Genomic DNA, 21,613 nt, shown 5'->3' on the forward strand with positions numbered 1-21,613 from the left:
AGATCAAAAAAAGGATCATCTTTTTATCTTTTTTTTATTTTTAATAAATAAGGACTGTAATAACTCAACTCAAGTTGATGGGTATAGGCCAGTGTTTCTAGGCTTTGTTGAGGATTCTTTAATGAAAAAACGCCTGAAATACGAAGGTCTTTTAACGCTGGCTCGATGAAATAAGTGCCTTTTTTATAACGATACAGTTCACTAATGACTTTTTCGAGTGGCCATTGTTCTACCACCAGTAATTGCTGAGTCCAGTAGGGTTGCTCATTATTCAATGGTAAAGGTTTAGAGACCTGTTGACTGTTGAAATACGCACGTTGACCTTGCTGTAAAATTTGCCGTTGTCCAGAATCCTGCGGCTGTAAAGCGACCGCATGTTGATACACTTTGACCCGAGTTTGATCATGATGCTCTTGTCGTACCGTAAACTGAGTACCCAAGGCCTCAATTGCACCATCTTTGGTCTTCACCATAAAGGGGCGATGTTGCGGATCTTTGGCGGTTTGGATATAAATTTCACCTTCGATCAGTTGAATCTGTCGAGTCTGTTCGGAGAAATTCACGTTAATATAACTGTCACTGGCCAAGATCAAGATTGAACCATCTTGCAGTGCAACAGTTTTAATTTCACCAACCTCAGTATGGTCATCAGACTGCCATTTAGCCCAAGGTAACAAATACATTCCGCAGCCGATAACCAACAATCCTGAAAGGTTCAACAGCATATTTCGTTTTGCAGTCAGATTAAATTTTTGCTTGGACTGGACTAAAGAATCTGAGGGAAAGTGGTTGGATAAACCTGTTAAGCCATGGGTAAATTTATTGATTTGCTGAATGGCTAGGGCATGTTCTTGCTTTTCTGCTTGCCAATGTTCAAATTGTTGTTGCTGTAACGCAGTCATTTCACCTGAATGTAATAGCACTAGCCAGTCTGCGGCTTGGTCCAAAACATGATCAGGGATTTTAGGAGCTTGAGACATAGCAGCAAAGCAAATTCAGCAATTAATCGGTCTGATTATAAAGACTTATGCAGGCCAAGAAAGCCTGTTTCATATCTCTTTTGACCGTTGCCTCTGAAATATCCAGTTTTTCACTAATTGCACGATAGGTCAGTCCATCCAATTGCGATAATAAAAACACCTGTGCGGTACGTTGAGGTAGCTTTTCCAGCATCAAATGCACTTGATAAAGCGTTTCACAAATACAGACTTCGTATTCAGCTGAGGGATAGTATTCTTCTGGTAGCTGTGCAAGGGCATCTAAATACAGGTGTTCTACATGCTGATGCCGCCAATAATCAATAATCACATGCTTGGCGATGCCCATTAACCATGCCTGAGGTTCTTTAATCTTTTCAAAGCAATAGTCACTTTTTAAGGCACGATAGAACACTTCCTGACTCAAGTCTTCCGATTGATGGTGATGCTGTAGTTTGTGCTTAAACCAGGACAACAGTGTGCTTTGTTGCGATTGATAAACGTGGCTAAACCATAACTGTTTTTCTACATTCAGGTTCATAGCAAGGAGTCCACAAATGGGCAGGGAGATGCACAATTAAAGGCGGATGGAAAAAATATTTTCAAATAGTAATGATAATTGTTATTAATATCAATAAAATTGTATACATACTTTTACAGAAAAAATTGAGCTGATTTTGATTTTCGTTCGACTAAACCAATGTAGGGGAACATTTTTTGTTTTCTTCGTCTCCCATATTTTTAATGAATTTTGTTTGATTAAGTAGAGCATGCCATGAGTGAACAACAGATTGATTTAAAACTACAACAGCATTCTCGATCAAATAAAATCAAATGGTTGATTGCATTGACGGTGCTTTTATTGCTCGTGGCATGGAGTTGGAATTATTGGAAAAAATCCCAAGCCAATAAACAGGAATCGTTTAGCCAATGGAGTAAACCTGTGCCTGTGCGTGTGGTCGGGGTACAACGTGGCGATTTGCAATTACAAATTAAGGCCATTGGTACAGTGGTTCCAGCCAATACCGTGAATGTTCAAAGTCAGGTGTCAGGTGTATTGCAAAAATTATATTTCCAAGAAGGGCAATACATCAAGAAAGGGCAATTGTTAGCACAAATTGACCCGACCCCATTTCAGGTAGCATTGGCACAAGCACAGGGGACACAGCAACAAAATTTAGCGCAGTTGCAAAATGCACAAACTGAATTGAATCGTTATCAGCTGTTGTATAAGCAAGATTCGATTGCCAAGCAACAGGTTGATCAACAACAGGCCTTGGTCAATCAGCTCAAGGGACAGATGCAAGCCAATCAAGCACTGGTCGAAGCGGCAAAGTTACAATTGTCTTATACCAAGATATATGCGCCGATTGAGGGGCGTGTTGGTTTTCGCTTAAAAGATGCAGGTAATTTAATCCAAGCCAATGAAGCAACAGGTTTATTGAGTATTACCCAAATCCATCCTGTGTATATTCAGTTTGCGATTGCGGAAAATTATTTAGATACGGTTCGCCAAGCCACAAAAAATAAGCAAAGCATTCAAGTCAGTGCATGGGATCGTGCAGAACAGAAACAGCTGGCCACAGGTTCAGTTCAAGCACTAGATAACCAAATTGATTTGAATACTGGCACACTCAAAGTAAAAGCCGTTTTTGCCAATAATGATGATGCTTTATTTCCCAATCAATTTGTCAATGTTCGTTTAAATGCTAAGACCTTGCAAAATGCAGTGCATCTGCCAAGTGATGCCATCCAACATGGGGCAAAAGGCACTTATGTTTATATTGTGAATAAAGAAGATAAAGCCGAAGTGCGTATGTTAAAGCTAGGTGCGGTTTCACAAGGACAAACTGAGATCATTGAAGGCTTACAAGGCAATGAACGTGTTGTGTTAGAGGGCATTGATCGACTTTCCGAAGGGCAAGAAGTACAAATCGTTCAAGATGATGTTTCTAAGCCACTACCAGCAAAAACTGTCGCTGGATAAGTGTATGAATATTTCCAGATTCTTCATTTTACGACCTGTCGCCACCACATTATTAATGTTGGCACTATTTTTTAGCGGCTTGTTGGTGTGGCGTTTATTACCCGTGTCGGCATTGCCACAAGTCGATTATCCGATTATTCAGATTTACACCTTTCAGCCGGGTGCAAATCCTGACACGGTGCAACGAACCATCAGTTCACCGTTGGAAAGGGAGATGGGCAAGATTGCGGGTTTGAAGCAAATGTCTTCAAATAGCTCGGTGGGCGCATCGGTGATTACCCTGCAATTTGAGTTATCTGCCGAACTGGGCATTGTCGAGCAAGAAGTACAGTCGGCATTGAGCACAGCAAGCAGTAAATTGCCTAGTGATTTACCCACTCCACCGATCTATCGCAAAGTGAATCCTGCCGATGTGCCCGTGATTACCCTTGCAATTAGTTCTGACAGTTTGCCACTGACCACGGTCTATGACATGGTCGATACCCGAGTGGCGCAAAAACTGTCTCAGCTTTCTGGGGTGGGGATGGTTAGTCTTGCTGGCGGGCAACGTCCAGCGATTCGGGTGCAGATGAATCCAACTGCTTTGGCAGCGTTTAAGCTCAGTGCTGAAGATGTGCGTGCGGCTATTGCTGCCGCCAATGCCAATCAACCGAAAGGGAGTTTTGATGGGCCTTTTCGATCGACTATGCTGGATGCCAATGATCAGATGCGTTCGATAGCCGATTATGAAAGCCTGATTTTACGTTGGAACAATGGCGCACCGATTCGCTTAAAAGATGTCGCGCAGGTGTTCGAGGGCAGTGAAGATCGCTATATGGCAGCATGGGCAGACAGTCAATCGGCCATTTTGGTGAATATCCAGCGTCAGCCCAATGCCAATGTGATTGAGGTAGCAGATCAAATCAAAAAAATACTGCCTGAATTACAACAAAACCTACCCGACAATGTTCGTATTCGCGTCCTGACCGACCGAACGGAAAGTATTCGTAGCTCGATTAAAGATGTGCAAAAAGAACTGGTCTTCGCTGTGTGTTTGGTGGTGTTGGTCACCTTCTTATTTTTACGTAATTTTGCTGCGACCCTGATTCCGAGTATCGCCGTACCGCTGTCGATTATTGGTACGTTTGTATTGATGTATTTCCTTGGCTTCTCGGTCAATAACCTGACTTTAATGGCATTAACTATTGCCACTGGATTTGTGGTGGATGATGCGATTGTCATGCTCGAAAATATTGCGCGACACCGCGAGTCAGGTGAAAGCATGTTGCAAGCAGCACTAAAAGGATCAAAAGAAATTGGCTTTACCCTGATTTCTTTGACGATTTCTTTGATTGCTGTTTTGATTCCCTTGCTCTTTATGGGCGATGTGGTCGGACGCTTATTCCATGAGTTTGCGGTGACACTGGCAGCTGCAATTGCACTTTCATTGCTCGTTTCACTAACTTTAACTCCGATGATGTGTGCCTATTTGCTCAAAGATGCACCCAAGCATGCAGAGCAGCCGAGTCGATGGAGTCTGGATCGAGTGATTCAGCACTATGCGAAGTTGTTGCAATGGGTACTTCGACATCAACTGCTGACCTTGATGGTGATGTTGGCAACAGTGCTACTGGCAGGGCTGTTGTATTGGTCGATTCCAAAGAGTTTCTTTCCAGTACAGGATAATGGTGTGATTCAGGTGGTGACGGAAGCACCTGACCAGATTTCATTTCAAGCCATGAGTGAACGCCAACAGGCTTTGGCAGAAGTGATTTTAAAAGATCCTGCGGTTGCCAGCTTATCATCCTTTATTGGTGTCGATGCCAATAATCCGAAGTTAAGCAATGGGCGTATTTTGGTGAATTTAAAAGCACATGCCGAACGTGCACCTGCTGCGGAAGTGATGGCACGACTGAATGAAAATTTTGCACAAGTACATGGCATTAAAGGTTGGATGCAACCCGTACAAGAACTCAGTATAGAAGACAAAATTAGCCGCACCCAATATCAACTCAGCGTGACTGCACCCAAAAATCAATTGGTTGAGGAGTGGACGCCTAAATTGGTTCAGGCCTTGCGTCAGCAGGCTGCCTTTGCAGAAGTGACCAGTGAAGATGCAGGGCAGGGTTTACAAGCCTATATTGAGGTTAACCGTGATGCGGCAGCACGGTTGGGTCTAAGTGTTGAAGACATTAGTTTGGCTTTGCAAAATCTATTTGCGCAGCGCCAAATTGCAACTTTATATACGCAGTCCAATCAGTACCGCATTGTTTTAGAATTAGACCCAAAACTCACCCAAGGTATTGAGGCTTTAAACCAGACCTATATTCACAACAACCAAGGACAGCCGATTTTATTGAGCTCTGTTGCTACGATTGTCGAAAAACATGCGCCTATTCTTTTACAGCAACAGTCGCAATTTCCTGCCGTTGGGATTTCTTTTAATTTAGCCAAGGGGGTGTCTTTAGGAGAAGCGATTAAGGTGATTGAGCAGGTTAAACAAAGTCTTGAGCTACCGCCAGAGCTACAGGTTCAACTGCAAGGCGCAGCAGCAGCCTTTGAAAACTCACAGCAACATACCTTCTGGTTGGTGATTGCAGCGATTGTGACTATGTATATTGTGCTCGGCATGTTGTATGAGAGTTTTATTCATCCCGTGACTATTCTTTCAACCTTACCTTCTGCCGCGATAGGGGCATTACTGGCTTTGTTCATAGTGGGCCAGCCGTTGGACATGATTGCACTGATCGGGATTATTTTATTGATCGGTTTGGTCAAGAAAAACGGCATCATGATGGTGGATTTTGCACTTGTGGCGCAACGGAATCAGGGGTTGTCGGCTGAGCAAGCCATTTATCAGGCTGCTTTATTACGTTTCCGTCCAATTCTGATGACCACATTGGCCGCAGTAGTGGGTGCAATCCCGCTGATGCTGGCTTCGGGTTCTGGGGCTGAACTTCGTCAGCCACTTGGGTTGGTGATGGTAGGTGGCCTATTGGTCAGTCAGGTGCTCACCTTATTTACCACACCCGTGGTGTATCTGTTTTTTGATCGCCTGCAAGCCAAGCAACCCGATGCAAACCTGCTTTCAGATCAGACAGGAGCATCGCAATGACGTTGCTGTCTGTGTTTGTACAACGTCCAGTGGCCAGTGTACTGCTGGGGATTGCGATTGTTTTACTCGGTATATTGGCCTATTTGCGTTTGCCTGTTGCGGCATTACCACAAGCGGATATCCCGACCATTGTGGTGCGTGCCAATCTGCCTGGTGCCAGTCCAGAAAGTATGTCTGCAACAGTAGCAACCCCCTTAGAGCGTGCCATGATGGGGGTATCCGGGGTTAAGGCGATTAATTCATCCAGTAATCAAAGTTCGACACAGGTGGTTTTACACTTTGATTTGAATACCGATATTAATGAGGCCGCGCGTGAAGTTCAGGCTGCGATCAATGCGGCAATGTCACAGCTACCTGCAGGCATGCCGAGTCCGCCTGAATATTTCAAAATCAACCCGAGTCAAAGTCCGATTTTTTATTTGGCACTCAGCTCAAAACAACTTTCAGCGGCAAAGCTATACGAAATTGCATCCAATCAATTGCAACCGAATTTGGCGCAGATCAGTGGTGTCGGTGAAGTGTCGATTGACGGGGCTTCCATGCCTGCCGTGCGTATCACCATCAATCCAACGGCTTTAGTTTCAATGGGCATATCTCTTGAACAGGTACGACAGGCTGTTGCGAAAAGTAATGTGGTGCAGGCATTGGGCGTGGTGGAGCAACAGCAATTACGTTGGCAAGTGGCACTTTCTACAGAATTAAAGACCGCCCAAGATTTTGCCGATCTGATCATCCGACACACCGATCAAGGGGCTGTTCGCTTAAAAGATGTTGCAGAAGTGCGTGATTCGGTTGAAAACCGCTATGTCAGTGGTTTTCACAATGGGCAGCCTGCGGTGATTTTAAAAATTAGCCGACAGCCCAATGCCAATACTGTGGCGACCATTGACCTGATTAAAGCCAAATTGCCCGTTCTAAGAGAATTGATGCCACGTGATGCGCAATTGACTGTGGTGATGGATGGCTCGACTATTGTCCGTAACAGTTTAGAGGAAGCAAGGGATACCTTGTTTTTATCCATGTTGCTGGTGGTCATCGTTGTGGTGCTGATGTTGGGGCGGCTGCAAAGTGCGGTGATTCCCGCAATGGCACTACTGGTCACTTTAATTGGCGTATGCAGTCTGATTTATTTGGCTGGCTTTTCACTGAATAACCTGTCAATTATGGCGATCATCGTGGCGATTGGGTTGGTGGTGGATGATGCCATTGTGGTACTCGAAAATATTGAACGCTATATTGAACAAGGTGATTCTCCCGCACAAGCGGCGGTAAAAGGCATCCAAGAGGTTGGCTTTACCTTGATTGCCATGAATCTGGCATTGATGGTGATTTTCCTCTCGGTCTTGTTTATGGGCGGTGTGATAGAACGTTTATTCAGGGAGTTTTCGCTAACACTGGTGTTTGTGGTGGTTTTATCGGTCCTTGTTTCCTTGATCTTTACCCCAAGCTTATCAGCACGCTGTTTAAAACCTCTATCTCTTAATCACCCTCCACGACTGTATCGTTATAGCCATGATCTGATTCAGGGCTTGACTCAATCTTATATTCGCTCTCTTCATTGGGTACTCAAACATGCTTATCTGATTGTAGTGCTGTGGCTGGCAGCAATCATTGCTTCAGTTTATCTCTACAATTTATTGCCTAAACGCGTTTTGCCTGAACAAGACGCGGGGCGAGTTGGTGCTTTTATTCGTGGCGATGATGGCTTTTCTTTTCAGATTATGCAGCCGAAGATTGCCGCATTTAACCAAGCCTTACTCAAAGATCCTGCAGTACAGGATGTAGTGGGTACTTCCGGTGGCGGTGGTGGTATGACCAACTCATTTTTAATGGTCAGTCTCAAACCAAAAGCTGAACGCGATGGTTTAAGCTCCAAACAAGTGGTTGAGCGTTTAAAGAAAAATGCACCTTGGCAGGCGGGGGCAGTATTCTCCGCAGATGTCGAACAAGATTTGGAATTGGATGATCCTTTTTCCAGTGGCAATGCACAAGAATATTTGCTGTTACTGCAATCTGACAATGTGAGCTTACTGCGTGAATGGGCACCCAAAGTTGCAGAGGCCATGCGTAAACTGCCTGAGTTTGAAGAGGTGGAAACACAGGGTGATGAAGGCGCGCAGCATGTCACTTTAGACATCGACCGTGAAGCCGCAAAACGGTTGGGCATTGATATTGAAAATATTTCCAGTGTTTTAAATAACTCCTTTTCGCAACGGCAGATTTCCACAATTTATGATCGCAATGATCAGTTCTATGTGGTGATGGAAGTCGACCAACGTTTTACCGAACATCCAGAAGCCTTGGCGGATGTGAAAGTTCCGAATCAACAAGGGGCATATGTGCCTTTAAGCAATTTTGCCACGTGGAGTTACGGCATTAGCAATGATCGGGTTTATCGCCGTAATCAATTCGCTGCCATGGGTGTTGGCTACGTGGTGAAAAAAGGCTATAGCTATGAACAGGCAGATGCTGCGATCCGTCAGGTTTTGCCAAAGATCATGCTGCCAAAAGAAATCTTTGTGATGACAGATCGCGATGTCGAAACTGAAAGTCTACAGGCAGGTTTGAGTACGCCTGCTTTGATTGCGGCTGTGATCGTGCTGATTTTTATTGTCTTAGGGATTACTTATGAAAGTATTGTGCATCCTTTTACTATTTTATCCACCATTCCGACAGCAGCTCTGGGCGCTTTACTCAGCTTATGGTTGTTTCAGATTCCGTTTAGCCTGATTGCCTTGTTAGGTATCTTTTTGCTAATCGGGATTGTGGTGAAAAATGCGATCTTGCTGATTGATTTTACTTTGCAGCAACGACGTCAAGGTCACACCGATTTAGACAGCATTATCGCTGCGGCAACATTGCGTTTCAGACCGATTTTAATGACCAATACCGCAGCTTTATTGGGTGCGATTCCTTTGGCACTCGGTTGGGGCGAAGGCTCTGAAATGCGGCAACCACTGGGGATTGCCATTGTTGGTGGATTGGCGCTGGGTCAATTATTAACCTTATATACCACCCCTGTGATGTATCTCATATTTGAAAAATTCGCTCAATTACTGAATCGCTTCAAACTGCGATTGAATATCTTGCGTTGGAGTAAATAGGAAGTCGCTATGAAAAAAACAGTTTTTACACTTTCTATGGGTATCGCAGTGACGATGCTGCTCACAGCATGTCAGTCGTCCAGTACCCTTAAGCCTGCAGCCTATCAGCAGCCTGTGATTCAGAGTGCTGCACAATATAAATATGCAGATTTGCAGTGGATTGAAGCTTCCAAGATAGCAGCGACACCGCAGCAATGGTGGGAGATGTATCAGGATCCGATCTTATCCAAGCTGATACAGCAATTGGATCAGGACAACTTGAGCATCCAACAGGCCCAAGCTAAGTATCGCCATGCTATGGCATTGTTGGATGGACAACGTGCCAATGCACTTCCGAACATCACTATGGGCGGCAATGCCAATCAAACCGAAACTAAAAACGCTGGCAAGAGTCGTCAATTCGGTGCGAATGTCGCAGTGAGTTGGATTCCTGATCTTTGGGGGAGAGTTGCAAAAGCGGTGGAAGGGCAACAGGCCAACTTGCAAGCATCTGCTGCAGATTTGGCTGCCATTCAGCTGAGTCAGCAACTGCTCGCAGCAGAGGCCTATTGGAGCATACGTTTGTTCGATGCCAAGCTGGATGTGTTAAATCAGACCCAGCAAAGTGATCAACGATCTGTGCGTATTTTACAGCAGCAATACCAAGCAGGCATGATTGCACGGGCTGATGTGATTCAGGCTGAGACCCAACTTAAACAAGTCGGTCTGCAATTGTTAGAGCTACAACGTAGTCGTGATTTGCAAGAAAATGTGTTGGCGGTCTTGGTTGGACGCAATGTGGCGGACTTTAATTTAAATAAAAATCGCTATCAATTTAGCACCCCTCAAATCCCGACCCAAATTCCAAGTCGTCTTCTGGCACAACGTCCCGATGTGATTCGTAGCGAACGTGAATTGGCAATGACACATGCGCAATTAGGCCTAGCGCAAACTGCTTGGTTACCTGATTTGACCATCAGCTTGGATAGTACTGCCAATAGTCAGGTCTTTCATAGTCTATTGCAGTCACCCAATACCGCATGGTCAATGGGGGCAAAAGTCTTAGGCACATTGTTTGATGGGGGGAAACGACAGGCTGATATTCAACAGGCTCAAGCAAATTATGATGAAAAGCTTGCTGCTTATAAGCATTCAGTTTTAACAGGTTGGAAAGAAGTGGAGGATGGTTTGCTGCAAACAGGTCATTTCCAGCAGCAGATCGTAGCGCAACAGCAACTGCTTAAGCTGTCGATTGAAAATGAACGAGTTGCCAAGCAGCGTTATCAAGCAGGTTTGGTCAGTTATCTAGAAATCGCGACAGCACAGAATCTGCGTTTAAGTGCGGAAGAACGTTTATTGGAATTACAGCAATCGCATCTCAAAAATTCAGCGCAATTGGTGGCTGCATTGGGTGGTGGGATGAATTCTTCATCTTAAATTGAGTGGCATTATCAATCATTGCAGCTATTCATATTCAGTTTGAATGGCGTTTGGATCGCTGCAATTTATTTATTAAATTCGAAAGATACTGCTTGGATTATTATTTTTTTTGCTTTGTAACATTAAAAAGAATCATGATTGATGATTTTATTTTTGGATTTTTGAGGGGAAGGATTCCAATTTTTAGAGCGGTATTCTATTCAGCTCATGATTTTTATTTTTCAGTATCATCTGAATGCCTTTGTGTAAATTTTAGTAGTTAATCAAGCAAATAGCGCTTCGATATGTAGAATAAAAAATAGCCATTTTTATTAGAGAAAGACGTTCATCATAAATTAATTTAGATCTTTCTTATTTCATCTTCATCCCAATCTGAGATAACGGAGCAAATATGATTGTATTATTGATATTGCTTGGCCTATTGATTCAGTTAGTTGTGGTATGGGCTGTTTTTTATTTTGAAGCCAATCGAACTGTTGGCTGTCTTGTTTCCATTGTCGCCGCCATTCTGTGCAGTGTGTTGATCACACCGTGGAGTCTGTTACTGGGCATCCCGATTATTCTCGCGAGTGTGATTGTTTTGATTGCACCTTTACGTGATGCTTTGGTGAGTCGACCTGCGTTTAATATTCTCTCAAAAGCAATGCCGAGTATGAGTATCACCGAAAGAGAAGCCTTGGAAGCAGGGACCAGCTGGTGGGAAAAAGAACTATTTATGGGGGCGCCTGATTGGGAAAAGTTTGATCAATATCCTTATCCAACTTTATCCGCAGAAGAACAGGCATTTTTAGATCATGAAGTACAACAGCTCTGTTCCATGTTAGATGAATGGCAGATTCATCATCAAGAAAAAGACCTACCGCCAGAGGTTTGGCAATTTATTAAAGACAACGGCTTTTTAGGTTTGATTATTCCGAAATCATTTGGCGGTAAGCAATTTACACCGTTTGCACAAAGTCGAATTATGAGCAAAATTGCGTCTCGTTCCTTAACTGCTGCCGTCAGTTGTATGGTGCCGAATTCGCTTGGGCCAGGTGAGTTACTGCTGCACTATGGGACCGAAGAGCAAAAACAACGCTATTTACCCGGATTGGCAAAAGGGATAGAAGTGCCTTGTTTTGGTTTGACCAGCCCTGAAGCAGGGTCAGATGCAGGGGCGATTCCTGATACGGGTGTAGTTTGTTATGGGCAATACCAAGGTCAGGACGTTCTAGGCTTAAAAATGAACTTCTCTAAGCGCTGGATTACCCTTGCACCGATTGCGACCGTGATTGGTTTGGCGTTTAAGCTCTATGATCCAGAAGGTTTGCTTGGTGATAAAAGCAAAGTGGAATATGGCATTACCTGTGCCTTGATTCCTGCTGACCATGAAGGTATTCAGATCGGCCCTCGACATAATCCAGGCGCACCGTTTATGAATGGTACGGTTGAGGGCAGTGATGTCTTTATTCCATTGGACTGGATTATTGGTGGGCAGCAAAATGCAGGTAAAGGTTGGCGTATGCTGATGGAGTGCCTAGGCGTGGGGCGCGGTATTTCACTGCCTGCTTTGGCAACTGCCGGAGGAGAAATGAGCTATCTGTTGGTCGGTGCATTTGCCAGTGTTCGCCAACAATTCAAAATCTCGGTTGGGCATTTTGAAGGCGTACAAGAGGCGACCAGTGATATCGCCAGCGATGCCTATATGTTGGAATCATTTCGTTATCTCGTGACTTGTGGTTTAAACCAAGGTGGAACGCCTGCGGTGATGACTGCAATGGCCAAATACTATGCTACTGAAACCATGCGTAAAGTGGTCAATCACGGTATGGACGTGGTCGGTGGGCGAGCGATTCAATTAGGGCCACGTAACTTTCTTGCGCTGACTTATCAATCCATTCCTGTCGCGATTACCGTAGAAGGAGCCAATATTCTGACGCGTTCCTTGATGATTTTTGGTCAAGGTTCAATGCGTTGTCATCCTTATTTATTCGAAGAACTACAGTTATTGCAATCGGAAGATAAGGCATCTGCTTTCAAGGCATTCTCTCCTTTACTGTTTAAGCATCTGGCTTATACCTTTAATCGCGCTGCCAAGGCAGCAGCCTATTCGATTACGGGTGGTTCAAATCAAGGCTCTCAACAAGCAGACGATTTTTCCAAAGCATATTACAGTAAGATCAACCGTTTCAGCGCCGATTTTGCATTAACGGCGGATATGGCACTTGGAATTTTAGCAGGTGATTTAAAACGTAAAGAAATGCTGTCTGGTCGATTGGCCGATATCCATTCCAACTTATTTATTGCTACGGCAATTTTGAAATACTACGAGCATGGTCAAAGAACTGAAGCTGAACAAAAACATGCAGAATTGGCCCTCAATAAAGCTTTATATCAAGTGCAAGAAGCGTTCTTTGGCTTCTATGACAATTTCCCAATGAAGCTTGCTGCGTATATGGTCAAATTGCTGTGCTTCCCATTTGGTCGTCCAATTGCAGCTCCATCAGATCAGTTGAAGCAAGAGGTGGCTCAACTAATCATGCAAGAACATGCGTTCCGAGATCAGTTAAAGCAACATGTTTATTACAACACCGATGCTAACGATGTGATGGGGCGTATGGAATCAACTTTTCAGGCATTATTACCACTACAACCGTTGTGGAATAAGTTTAAAAAGGCAGAATCGAAAGATCAGTTTAGTGGTTTGACCTTTGAGGAACATATTGCTGATGCGATTGAGACAGGTTTCATTACAACAGCTGAAGCAGAGTCACTTGTACAATATAACGCTAAACGTTATGACAGTATGTTGACGGATATTTTTGATGCACATTTAGACAAGGAACTGCCACTGGATAATCCGCATCTTAAAACCTGATCGTTTTTAGCATATTGGCATTAAGATCGAACAGTTCTGAATATATTGATGATGGTATTGTCCATGTTTTAATAATATTTGGGACTGTTTTCATAACAGTTCTAATTTTTCCATGCTTATCTGTTATATTTTTTTTAGAAAATTCTGTGTCTTTTTTTTGTCTGTATCTTATTGCACTATAACAACATGAGTTGAGCAAAGCCAAAGGTGCCGATATGAGTTTTTTGAAAAAAAAGAATAATGCCAGTTTTGTATTCTTCATCATTACACTGTATGCATTCCTCGGATTTGGTCTAGGCTACATTATCTGGGAATATGTTTTATAAGCAGCAATTTCTGTGTGTTGTTGAAGCTGGGTTAAGACAGGCAAATAGGGAATAATATTATTCCCTATTTGCTAGAGCATTATATTTATTTTGCCAAAAATGTAGCAGCTTCAGTAATTAAGGCAGTCACTTCTTTCGGTTGTGAAGCCAATGAAGCATGACTTGCGTTTAAAGAAATGACTTTTTTGGCATTTAAACGATCAGACATCACGGCTTGGTTTTCTGGGCTGATCATGCGGTCTTGGGTCGAGATTTGATACCAAGAAGGTTTGGTTTTCCAAGCAGGGTTGCTAATGTTATCGCCAAAGGTACTGGCTAAAGGCGCCTTTTGAGTGACACCCATGGCAAAGCCTTCATCTTGGGTGAGATCCTGACAGAAACTTTCGTGAAATTTATCGACTTTAAGCCAAAGATAACCATCACTATCTGGTTCTAGATTCGGCGCTGCAACAGGTAAATGTTGTTGGGTAATTGCCCCTGGGCTTTCATTGCTATCTGGTGCAAAGGCGGCAATATAAACCAAACCTACGACATTTGGATGATTACCTGCTTCGGTAATGACTGCTCCGCCGTAAGAATGACCCACCAAAAGCACATCACCATCAACTTGGGCAATCATTTTTTGAGTTCGTTCAACGTCATCTGCGAGAGAGGTTAATGGAAGTTCCACGGCACGTAAGGCCTTATAACCTTGATGGGACAATTCAGTAATCACTTTGGTCCAATGGGCTGCACCGCCCCAAAAACCGTGTACGAGAATAATGGTCGGTTGAGTACTCATATTTATCTCCTAGATAAATGCTATTGTATTGAATTTTCAGTATTTAATAGTGGAAGCTTTACGGTATAAAGAGATATGAAGTGGTGGGTGTTTTTTATACTAACGAAATCTTCTCAAAAGATTATTGGTGTTTTGTTATGCTTTCACAATAACTGAAACGCCAATGTTTTTGCAGAAACACTTTTAAGGACAAAAGCATAAAATGAGTGATGAGTATGATCCGCAGGTGTTAACCGATATCTTCTTTGATATTTATCGCTTCGCCGATATCTCGGGTGAAATCTATGGCGTAGAAAATCTCTTAGCAGACAACAAACTGTGCTTTCCTGCCCGATATGCTTATATCCATATTATTCAAAATGCGAGTTGCAGAATTAAAATTAAGCGACTTAATCTTGAGCTGATCTTAAAAGCTGGAGACATTGTTGTCTTGCCAACGAAGCTTGAGCATTCGATTGAAATCGTAAGTGGACAAACAACGGAAGCATCTGTGATTAGCTGCACTTTTGAATTGAACGGTATTTATGGCGAGGCGATTGCAGAAGGATTGCCGAGTTACATTCATGTACCGTCACATCATAATGCTGAAAAAGTCGCGGAATGGGTACCCATGACCGTTGCTGCAATCAAGCTTGAGCTTGAACACCCAGCACTTGGCAGTCGAGTCATGCTGTCTCGAATCATTGATTTATTGTTGGTCTGGTCGATACGTTTTTGGTTGGCTAAAGAGCAGATTGAGCATAAAGGCTGGATTTCTGCATTACGTGATCCGATGATGAGTAAGGTATTGTCGTTGATGCATGCACAACCAGCATATGAATGGGATGTTGCGTCGCTTGCCCAACTGACCAAACAATCTCGCTCCAGTTTTTCCAAAAAATTTGTTGAGTTGGTTGGCGTACCCCCGATGCTGTATTTAAAAAATTGGCGGATGAAATTAGCCAGCCAATTGCTTAAAGAAACCGATAAAAATATTGCACAAGTTGCTGAATGCATCGGCTATTCTTCTCAAGCCGCCTTTAGCCGTGCTTTTGCACAGCGCTTTGGTTACGCACCTAAAAACTTTAGGGCTGCGATAAGTCAGGAAGTATTTTAAAGTATTCGAGCAAATGCAAAAATGGGAATTTGCACTGATGCAGACCGAACTGCATCAGTGCATTGAAATCCAAGCTTGGATTTTATTTGTTCAATGACCACTGAATTGCAGCATCAAACAGTTTCAAGCCGTCCTCAGACAGATTCGTAAAGGTCTCATTATTGAGAAAAAACATCAGTCGTTTTGCCGGTGCTAGCGACTCATAATCCATGGTCGCACCTTTTTCATAGCCCCAGATTGCGACTTTTTCAGGTTGCCCATAGATAGTCGCAATGATGGTGGCACCGAGTCCTGGTTTACCCCAACTCATTGGTGCTTGTGATTTATAGACGTTACGTGTTCCCGCGGAAAGATGCGCAGATAGGGGATGTGGTGCATTGACCAGCCACAAATAACGTTCTTTCTCGACTTCACCAAAATCTGTATTGATGCGTTTACCTGTCATGGCTAAATCATCCAGATAATCATTTTCCCATGTCATCAGTGGAATCGGCAGCTGTCGCCAACCCGATTGAAGATTTTTGGATGCCACCGTTGAAGAGATAATCACTAGATCGGTGTTTGTTAAACTGTTGGGGGAAACAGATTGATCAATGACTTCAACTTGATAGCCCTTGCGTTGCAAGTAATTTTGAATCGCAACATCGGTGGCAAAGGAAGAACCTTTGAGCTGTGAAATCAGGGCAATCCGTGTTTGGGCGTAAACAGAGGATGTCCATGTACTAAAGGCAAGGATCATCATCATGATCGTAAGAATTTTTTTCATAATGAACTTACTGCGCTGATCCTCTATTAGAATTTAAAAGTGGCACGTAATACCGCTTGACGAGAATCCCCTTGAGACACCGCCAGATTATTAACGCTGGCCGTATAGTAGGTTTTATCAAAGATATTATTTAAATTAAATTGAAAATTAACCGCTTGTTTGGCAATGGTGGTGTCATAACTGACAAAGGCATTGGCCAGTGCATACTCAGGCAGGTCAAAGCTATTTTCCGAGTCTCCGGCACGTTTACCGACATAATTGCCACTGAGACCTAAACGTAATTTGCCATTATAAAGTTCACCATAATTATAGGCTAAGGCCAGAGATGCTGTATCTCGTGCGACATTACTCAAGCGATTGCCTTGCAGACCAAGCTCATCTTCAGTGACTTTGGCATCGGTATAGGCGTAGGTCAGGGTTGCATCAAGTTGATCAGTCAGACGGCCTGTCAGGTCGAGTTCAGCGCCTTTGGAACGGACGGCACCTGTGGTATGTAGTTCAATTTCATTGCTCGATGGGTTGGTGACTTTGGCTAAAACATTACGTTTTTTAATATCATAGACAGCAAAGTTGGCTTTAATACGCTCATTGAACTCGTATTTTGCACCGACTTCATAAGATTTGGCTTGCTCAGGTTTGACATCAGCATCAATGACTGCATTGCCGCCTAAAGGTGCAATTGAAGACGAGGGTTTGAGGGATTCGGTATAGCTGCCATAGAAAGACAGCTGATCATTCCATTGATAGACTAAGCCCGCATGCGGGAGCCAAGCATCGTCTTTGGTATTGGTATTTTCCTTAAATGGTCGTCCACGTCCAGCGGTCTGTTGATAATTCAGATAACGGCCACCGAGTACGGCAATCCAGTTTTCATTTAAGTGAATCGCATCTTGCAGATAAAAACCATAGGTATGCAATTTATCGGTTTGGTCGCTATCGGATGCAACGATATTTTTAGATGCTTCAACAGTTCCAAACTTGGGATTTAAATAATCTAAGGTTGAGCTATCACCACGAACCATATCTGGACGGAAATATTTACGGTATTCGATATCTGAACCAATTTGAATATCATGCTTTAACCCCAGTAAATTGACCGAACCATTGAGATAGGCTTGAGCATTACTGTCTATACTTTCTGCGTTTAAGGTGGCATCGGTACGGCGTGTCACCGTATGGTTGGCCGTATTTAGCTTGGTCACACGGAGTTGATTGGCATCATAGGTTTCATAGTTATAGCTATAACCTAAGTGAGCTGACCAGTTATCATTAAGCTGATGATCAACCAATAATTGTGCCAAATGAGCTTCACCTTTCATTTGGTTAAAGGCTTCATCTAGGCGTTGATATTTTGAGATCGGTAAGGCTTGTTTCGTTTTAGGATCAAAAATAGTGGAACGATCAAAAGGGACGTCAAAGTCACGATATTGATAACTTAAATTGACTTTGGTGTGACCATTATCCCAACCCAATGATGGTGCAATTAAAGTCTGTTTAAGATTCCCGAAATTACGCCAGTAGTCTGTATCGGAATGATCGGCAATAAAACGATAGGCAAAGTTACTGTCACTGATTGCACCCGTAGTATCCAGACTTGCACCTAAACCATTTTTACCTGCGGCGAAGCTTGAACCATACACTGAAAATTCAGTTTTTTGCGTCGTTTCAGGTTTTTTTGTAATGACATTGACCACACCACCTGGGTCCATAATGCCGTAAAGTAAAGATGCAGGACCTTTTAATACTTCAACCTGCTCAACTGCAGCATTCATGGTGCGACCTTGCACAATTGGCATGCCATTCACGGTAATCGAGCCATCACGATTATCCCCAAAACCCCGTTTCATGACGGTATCTTGAGTACCCCCCAAAGTATTGCCTTGCGTAATGCCGCTGACTTGGGTCAGTGCATTGTCCAAATTTGCTGGCAAATAATCTTTCATATATTGTTTAGACACCACATTTACGGTTTGTGGGCTTTCTAGATTGTTTTGATTGCCGCGTAATGTTGATGCTGTTTGTTCAGCAATATAACTGGAGGATTGCTCAGCTTGCACATTAATGGTTGCGAGTTGTGTGGGGTGTTCTGAGGTCGTTTCTGCCCACGACAGCACAGGTATTAAAGATAAGAGGAATGGGCTGCTTTGTTTTAAAATTTCAACAGTAATAAGATTTTTGCGTGGGGAGAAAGCAGACATATAGATACCTGATGAGTGCTGTTGGAGCATGAGAGAGGTAGTTTTAACTAACCTGAAGGGAGGCTAGGACGGCAATAAGGGTGTAAAGTATATTTAAATGAGAATTATTTACAAGAAGTTGGTCGATGAGAAAAGATCAATAAAAATTAAGCAGTTGATAATGCATTTATTATTTTTTAAAAAATGCACATTATTTTTATAAGTTGAGAACGATAGTTTCTTGTAAGTTTTTAATAAAGCTATGAAATTAATAGTTATTGTACGAATATGGGTCAGCCATTTCTGACATGGAATGAATCATATTCATATCTGAATATTTAAATAAATCATTTTATTCATAATGATTTGTTCAGTAGGCTAAAACAACAAAGCTATTTAGAACAATTAGAGATCGCTATGGATGAGCAGTATTTAACACTTTATGTCTTTGAGTATAACAATGACAAGATTAGATTTTTCAATTATTGATCCGCATATCCATCAATGGGATCCTTATCACACACCGCATTCAGCAGCCTTATTGGTCAAAGCTTTGGGGAAATATCCGAGGGTGATGGATCGAGTGGTCAGGTTGGTCAAGCCTAAGCCGTTATTGGATAGTTTAGGCTTAACAGAATACGCATTGCGTCCTTATTTACCTGAGCATTATCAGGCAGACATTTCGCCATTCTCAGTCGAGAGTGTGGTTCATGTCGAAGCCAACTGGCATCACCACAAAGGCTTTGGTGTGGTTGAAGAAACGGATTGGCTTCAGCAATTAGATTTTAATGCACAGGGTCTAAAACTAGGTGCAATTGTCGCAACAGCTGATCCAAGAGATCGAAAGTTCAAAGATATTCTTCAAGCCCATCAGCAGGCCAGTCCACGCTTTCGCGGTATCCGTAAAATGGCGGCTTGGCATCAAGACAAGGGGATTTATCGCTGGTGTGACCAAGCTCACTTATATCAGGACAAGAAGTTTTTAAAAGGTTTTGAGCAGCTGGCAAAATTGAATTTATCTTTTGATGCTTGGGGCTATTCTACTCAATTAAATGAAATTACAACTCTCGCTCAGCATTTTCCTGAAACACCTATTGTGATTGATCATCTGGCGACACCTGTCGGTTTATTTGGAGCCGTGGGCAAGAAAACGGGAATGACACAATCGCAGCGTGATGCCATTTTTAAACAATGGCAGCAAGATATTGCGGTTTTGGCTGAACAGAAAAATGTCCATGCCAAAATCTCGGGCTTGATGATGCCAGTACTTGGACACACATTCTATAAACTGGGTCGAACAGCAAGTATTGTTGAGATGGTGAGTTTATTGACACCTATGATTCAGCACGCAATCTCAGTATTTGGTACAGAGCGGATCATGTTTGCATCCAATTTTCCGATGGACAAGCCGAACACCCGTTTAAATGACCTAATCCATGCCTATATTCAAATGTTGAGTCCTTATGGTGATCAGGCTTTGCATGCCATGTTTAGACAAAACGCTGCCAATTTTTATCAACTTCAAATAGAGTCATGATATGAAAAATTTTAATCAAAAAGTCGCTGCAATTACGGGCGCGGGATCTGGTATCGGGCAACAACTGGCGGTTTTATTGGCACAGCAAGGCGCACATTTAGCGCTGAGTGATGTCAATGAAAAAGGCTTGGCTGAAACACAGACATTGTTACAACGGTATCCAGTTAAAGTCACTTTGACGAAACTGGATGTCTCTGATCAACAAGCCGTTCGTGACTGGGCTGAAGACAGTTTTAAGGCACATGGCAAGATCAACCTGATTTTTAATAATGCTGGTGTTGCGCTCGCCAGCACAGTTGAAGGTATGAGCTATGAAGAATTGGAATGGATTTTCAAAATCAACTTCTGGGGTGTGGTCTATGGCTGCAAAGAGTTCTTGCCTTATCTTAAGCAAAGTGGCGAAGGGCATGTTATTAATATTTCCAGTCTGTTTGGCTTAACCGCACAACCGACGCAAAGTGCCTACAACGCGACTAAATTTGCAGTTCGTGGTTTTACCGAAGCCTTAAGACAAGAATTAAAACTTCAAAATGATGGCGTGAGTGCAACCTGTGTACATCCGGGAGGAATCCGTACCAATATCGCCAATAGCGCACGGATGAGTGACAGTATTCGGAGCCTAGGTATGAATCCAGCCAAAGCCAGTCAGGCATTTAATAAGGTTTTAAAAACACCACCAGAGCAGGCGGCCAAAGTCATTCTAGATGCGGTGAAAGCGGATAAAGCGCGGATCTTGATTGGCAATGATGCCAAAGTCCTGGATCTGATTCAGCGCATTACACCGACGCATTATTCACATGCCTTAAGTTTTTTTAGCAAGAAATCCAAGAAAAATAAGGCTTAAAGTATTCGGGCGGGTATTGAAATCATTGAGATTAGATTCAGTTTTAATAAGACAACTGAATGATTTAAACGGGCATAAAAGAAGGTTTAACTGAACTTTCTTTTATGCATATTGCGTTTAATCCAGACTTTCTACAATACGAATCATTACATCAGCATCATATTAAATTTTTGATTTTAGAAAGTTCTTATATGGACTTATAAAACCCAATTAATATTCTTTATTAGAGCCAGTATCTTGCACTGTACCGCGACTAAAACACTTATCGCTGAAATTTGCTCGGGCGAAATCATCCTTGATCTTTGCAATGTTTTCACGTTTACAGTTTTCATCATTAACCTCAGGCATCTTTTCTGAACAAGCTGACACAAAGAACGTAAAAAGAAGAATAAGGCCTAATTTTTTCATATAAACAACCTTTATATTTTAACTGTCTATTCGTTTCCGGGGTGGGTGAAATTGATTTTGGGGGTATCACCATCTTGGTTTAATTTTTATGGATGAAGGCATTGCTCATGATCAAACAAGGAGCGTTATAGGGTGAGCAATGCTTTCACTTAGATCTTATAAAACTGACGATCATTTGCAAGAGATAGGGCAAAATTGTCCCATCTTGTCGGTTTTAAAGGGTTTAGTCGTAGTGTGGTG

Annotated in this window: 15 protein-coding genes; 9 read left to right on the plus strand and 6 right to left on the minus strand. The window is 42.8% G+C overall.

Translation table 11 applies throughout. From position 1 onward, the window contains the following. Window positions 1-23: 23 nt before the first annotated feature. Together B2727_RS16655 and B2727_RS16660 are read right to left on the minus strand one after the other, a co-directional pair. Window positions 24-980: a FecR family protein gene (locus B2727_RS16655; protein ID WP_033133173.1), complete on the minus strand. Its 957-nt coding sequence runs from the start codon at window positions 978-980 to the stop codon at window positions 24-26. A 22-nt stretch (window positions 981-1,002) separates the two neighbouring features. Beyond that, window positions 1,003-1,518 (minus strand): sigma-70 family RNA polymerase sigma factor, encoded by a 516-nt coding sequence (locus tag B2727_RS16660; RefSeq protein ID WP_033133172.1) that lies wholly within the window; start codon window positions 1,516-1,518, stop codon window positions 1,003-1,005. Between the two features lie 234 nt (window positions 1,519-1,752). Between B2727_RS16660 and B2727_RS16665 the strand changes: the two genes are divergently transcribed. From B2727_RS16665 to B2727_RS16690, 6 genes are all read left to right on the plus strand, one after another. Then, window positions 1,753-2,964, plus strand: a complete 1,212-nt coding sequence (locus tag B2727_RS16665; protein ID WP_033133171.1) for an efflux RND transporter periplasmic adaptor subunit — start codon at window positions 1,753-1,755, stop codon at window positions 2,962-2,964. 4 nt (window positions 2,965-2,968) lie between these two features. Next, the gene (locus tag B2727_RS16670; RefSeq protein ID WP_033133170.1) at window positions 2,969-6,058 is read left to right on the plus strand and encodes a multidrug efflux RND transporter permease subunit; all 3,090 of its coding nucleotides are present in this window, start codon (window positions 2,969-2,971) and stop codon (window positions 6,056-6,058) included. Further along, the gene (locus B2727_RS16675) at window positions 6,055-9,162 is read left to right on the plus strand and encodes an efflux RND transporter permease subunit (protein ID WP_033133169.1); all 3,108 of its coding nucleotides are present in this window, start codon (window positions 6,055-6,057) and stop codon (window positions 9,160-9,162) included. The genes B2727_RS16670 and B2727_RS16675 overlap by 4 nt, the downstream gene beginning before the upstream one ends. A 9-nt stretch (window positions 9,163-9,171) precedes the next feature. Further along, window positions 9,172-10,578, plus strand: a complete 1,407-nt coding sequence (locus tag B2727_RS16680) for an efflux transporter outer membrane subunit (RefSeq protein ID WP_033133168.1) — start codon at window positions 9,172-9,174, stop codon at window positions 10,576-10,578. 394 nt (window positions 10,579-10,972) lie between these two features. Further along, window positions 10,973-13,438 (plus strand): acyl-CoA dehydrogenase, encoded by a 2,466-nt coding sequence (locus B2727_RS16685; protein ID WP_033133167.1) that lies wholly within the window; start codon window positions 10,973-10,975, stop codon window positions 13,436-13,438. Window positions 13,439-13,653: 215 nt separating this feature from the next. Further along, window positions 13,654-13,764: a hypothetical protein gene (locus B2727_RS16690; RefSeq protein ID WP_085942822.1), complete on the plus strand. Its 111-nt coding sequence runs from the start codon at window positions 13,654-13,656 to the stop codon at window positions 13,762-13,764. A gap of 85 nt (window positions 13,765-13,849) precedes the next feature. Here B2727_RS16690 and B2727_RS16695 read toward each other — a convergent pair whose 3' ends face one another. Further along, on the minus strand, window positions 13,850-14,545 hold the full coding sequence (locus B2727_RS16695) for an alpha/beta hydrolase (protein WP_005205159.1): 696 nt from the start codon (window positions 14,543-14,545) through the stop codon (window positions 13,850-13,852). A gap of 202 nt (window positions 14,546-14,747) precedes the next feature. Here B2727_RS16695 and B2727_RS16700 point away from each other — a divergent pair, with 202 nt between their 5' ends. Next, entirely contained in the window at window positions 14,748-15,641 is an 894-nt protein-coding gene (locus B2727_RS16700) for a helix-turn-helix transcriptional regulator (protein WP_033133165.1), read from the plus strand. Window positions 15,642-15,723: 82 nt separating this feature from the next. Here B2727_RS16700 and B2727_RS16705 read toward each other — a convergent pair whose 3' ends face one another. Together B2727_RS16705 and B2727_RS16710 are read right to left on the minus strand one after the other, a co-directional pair. Beyond that, window positions 15,724-16,407, minus strand: coding sequence for a membrane protein (locus B2727_RS16705; RefSeq protein WP_033133164.1), 684 nt, complete (start codon window positions 16,405-16,407; stop codon window positions 15,724-15,726). A gap of 26 nt (window positions 16,408-16,433) precedes the next feature. Next, window positions 16,434-18,605, minus strand: a complete 2,172-nt coding sequence (locus B2727_RS16710; RefSeq protein WP_033133163.1) for a TonB-dependent siderophore receptor — start codon at window positions 18,603-18,605, stop codon at window positions 16,434-16,436. Window positions 18,606-19,044: 439 nt separating this feature from the next. Here B2727_RS16710 and B2727_RS16715 point away from each other — a divergent pair, with 439 nt between their 5' ends. Further along, entirely contained in the window at window positions 19,045-20,121 is a 1,077-nt protein-coding gene (locus B2727_RS16715; protein ID WP_033133162.1) for an amidohydrolase family protein, read from the plus strand. 1 nt (window position 20,122) lies between these two features. Further along, entirely contained in the window at window positions 20,123-20,965 is an 843-nt protein-coding gene (locus tag B2727_RS16720; protein ID WP_033133161.1) for an SDR family NAD(P)-dependent oxidoreductase, read from the plus strand. 210 nt (window positions 20,966-21,175) lie between these two features. On the opposite strand, the gene trbK is transcribed toward B2727_RS16720, so the two are convergent. After that, window positions 21,176-21,373, minus strand: a complete 198-nt coding sequence (gene trbK / locus B2727_RS16725) for an entry exclusion lipoprotein TrbK (RefSeq protein ID WP_005205150.1) — start codon at window positions 21,371-21,373, stop codon at window positions 21,176-21,178. Window positions 21,374-21,613: the final 240 nt, after the last annotated feature.

Origin of the sequence: Acinetobacter sp. UBA991 (assembly GCF_002292065.1) — a bacterium.
GTDB lineage: Bacteria > Pseudomonadota > Gammaproteobacteria > Pseudomonadales > Moraxellaceae > Acinetobacter > Acinetobacter higginsii.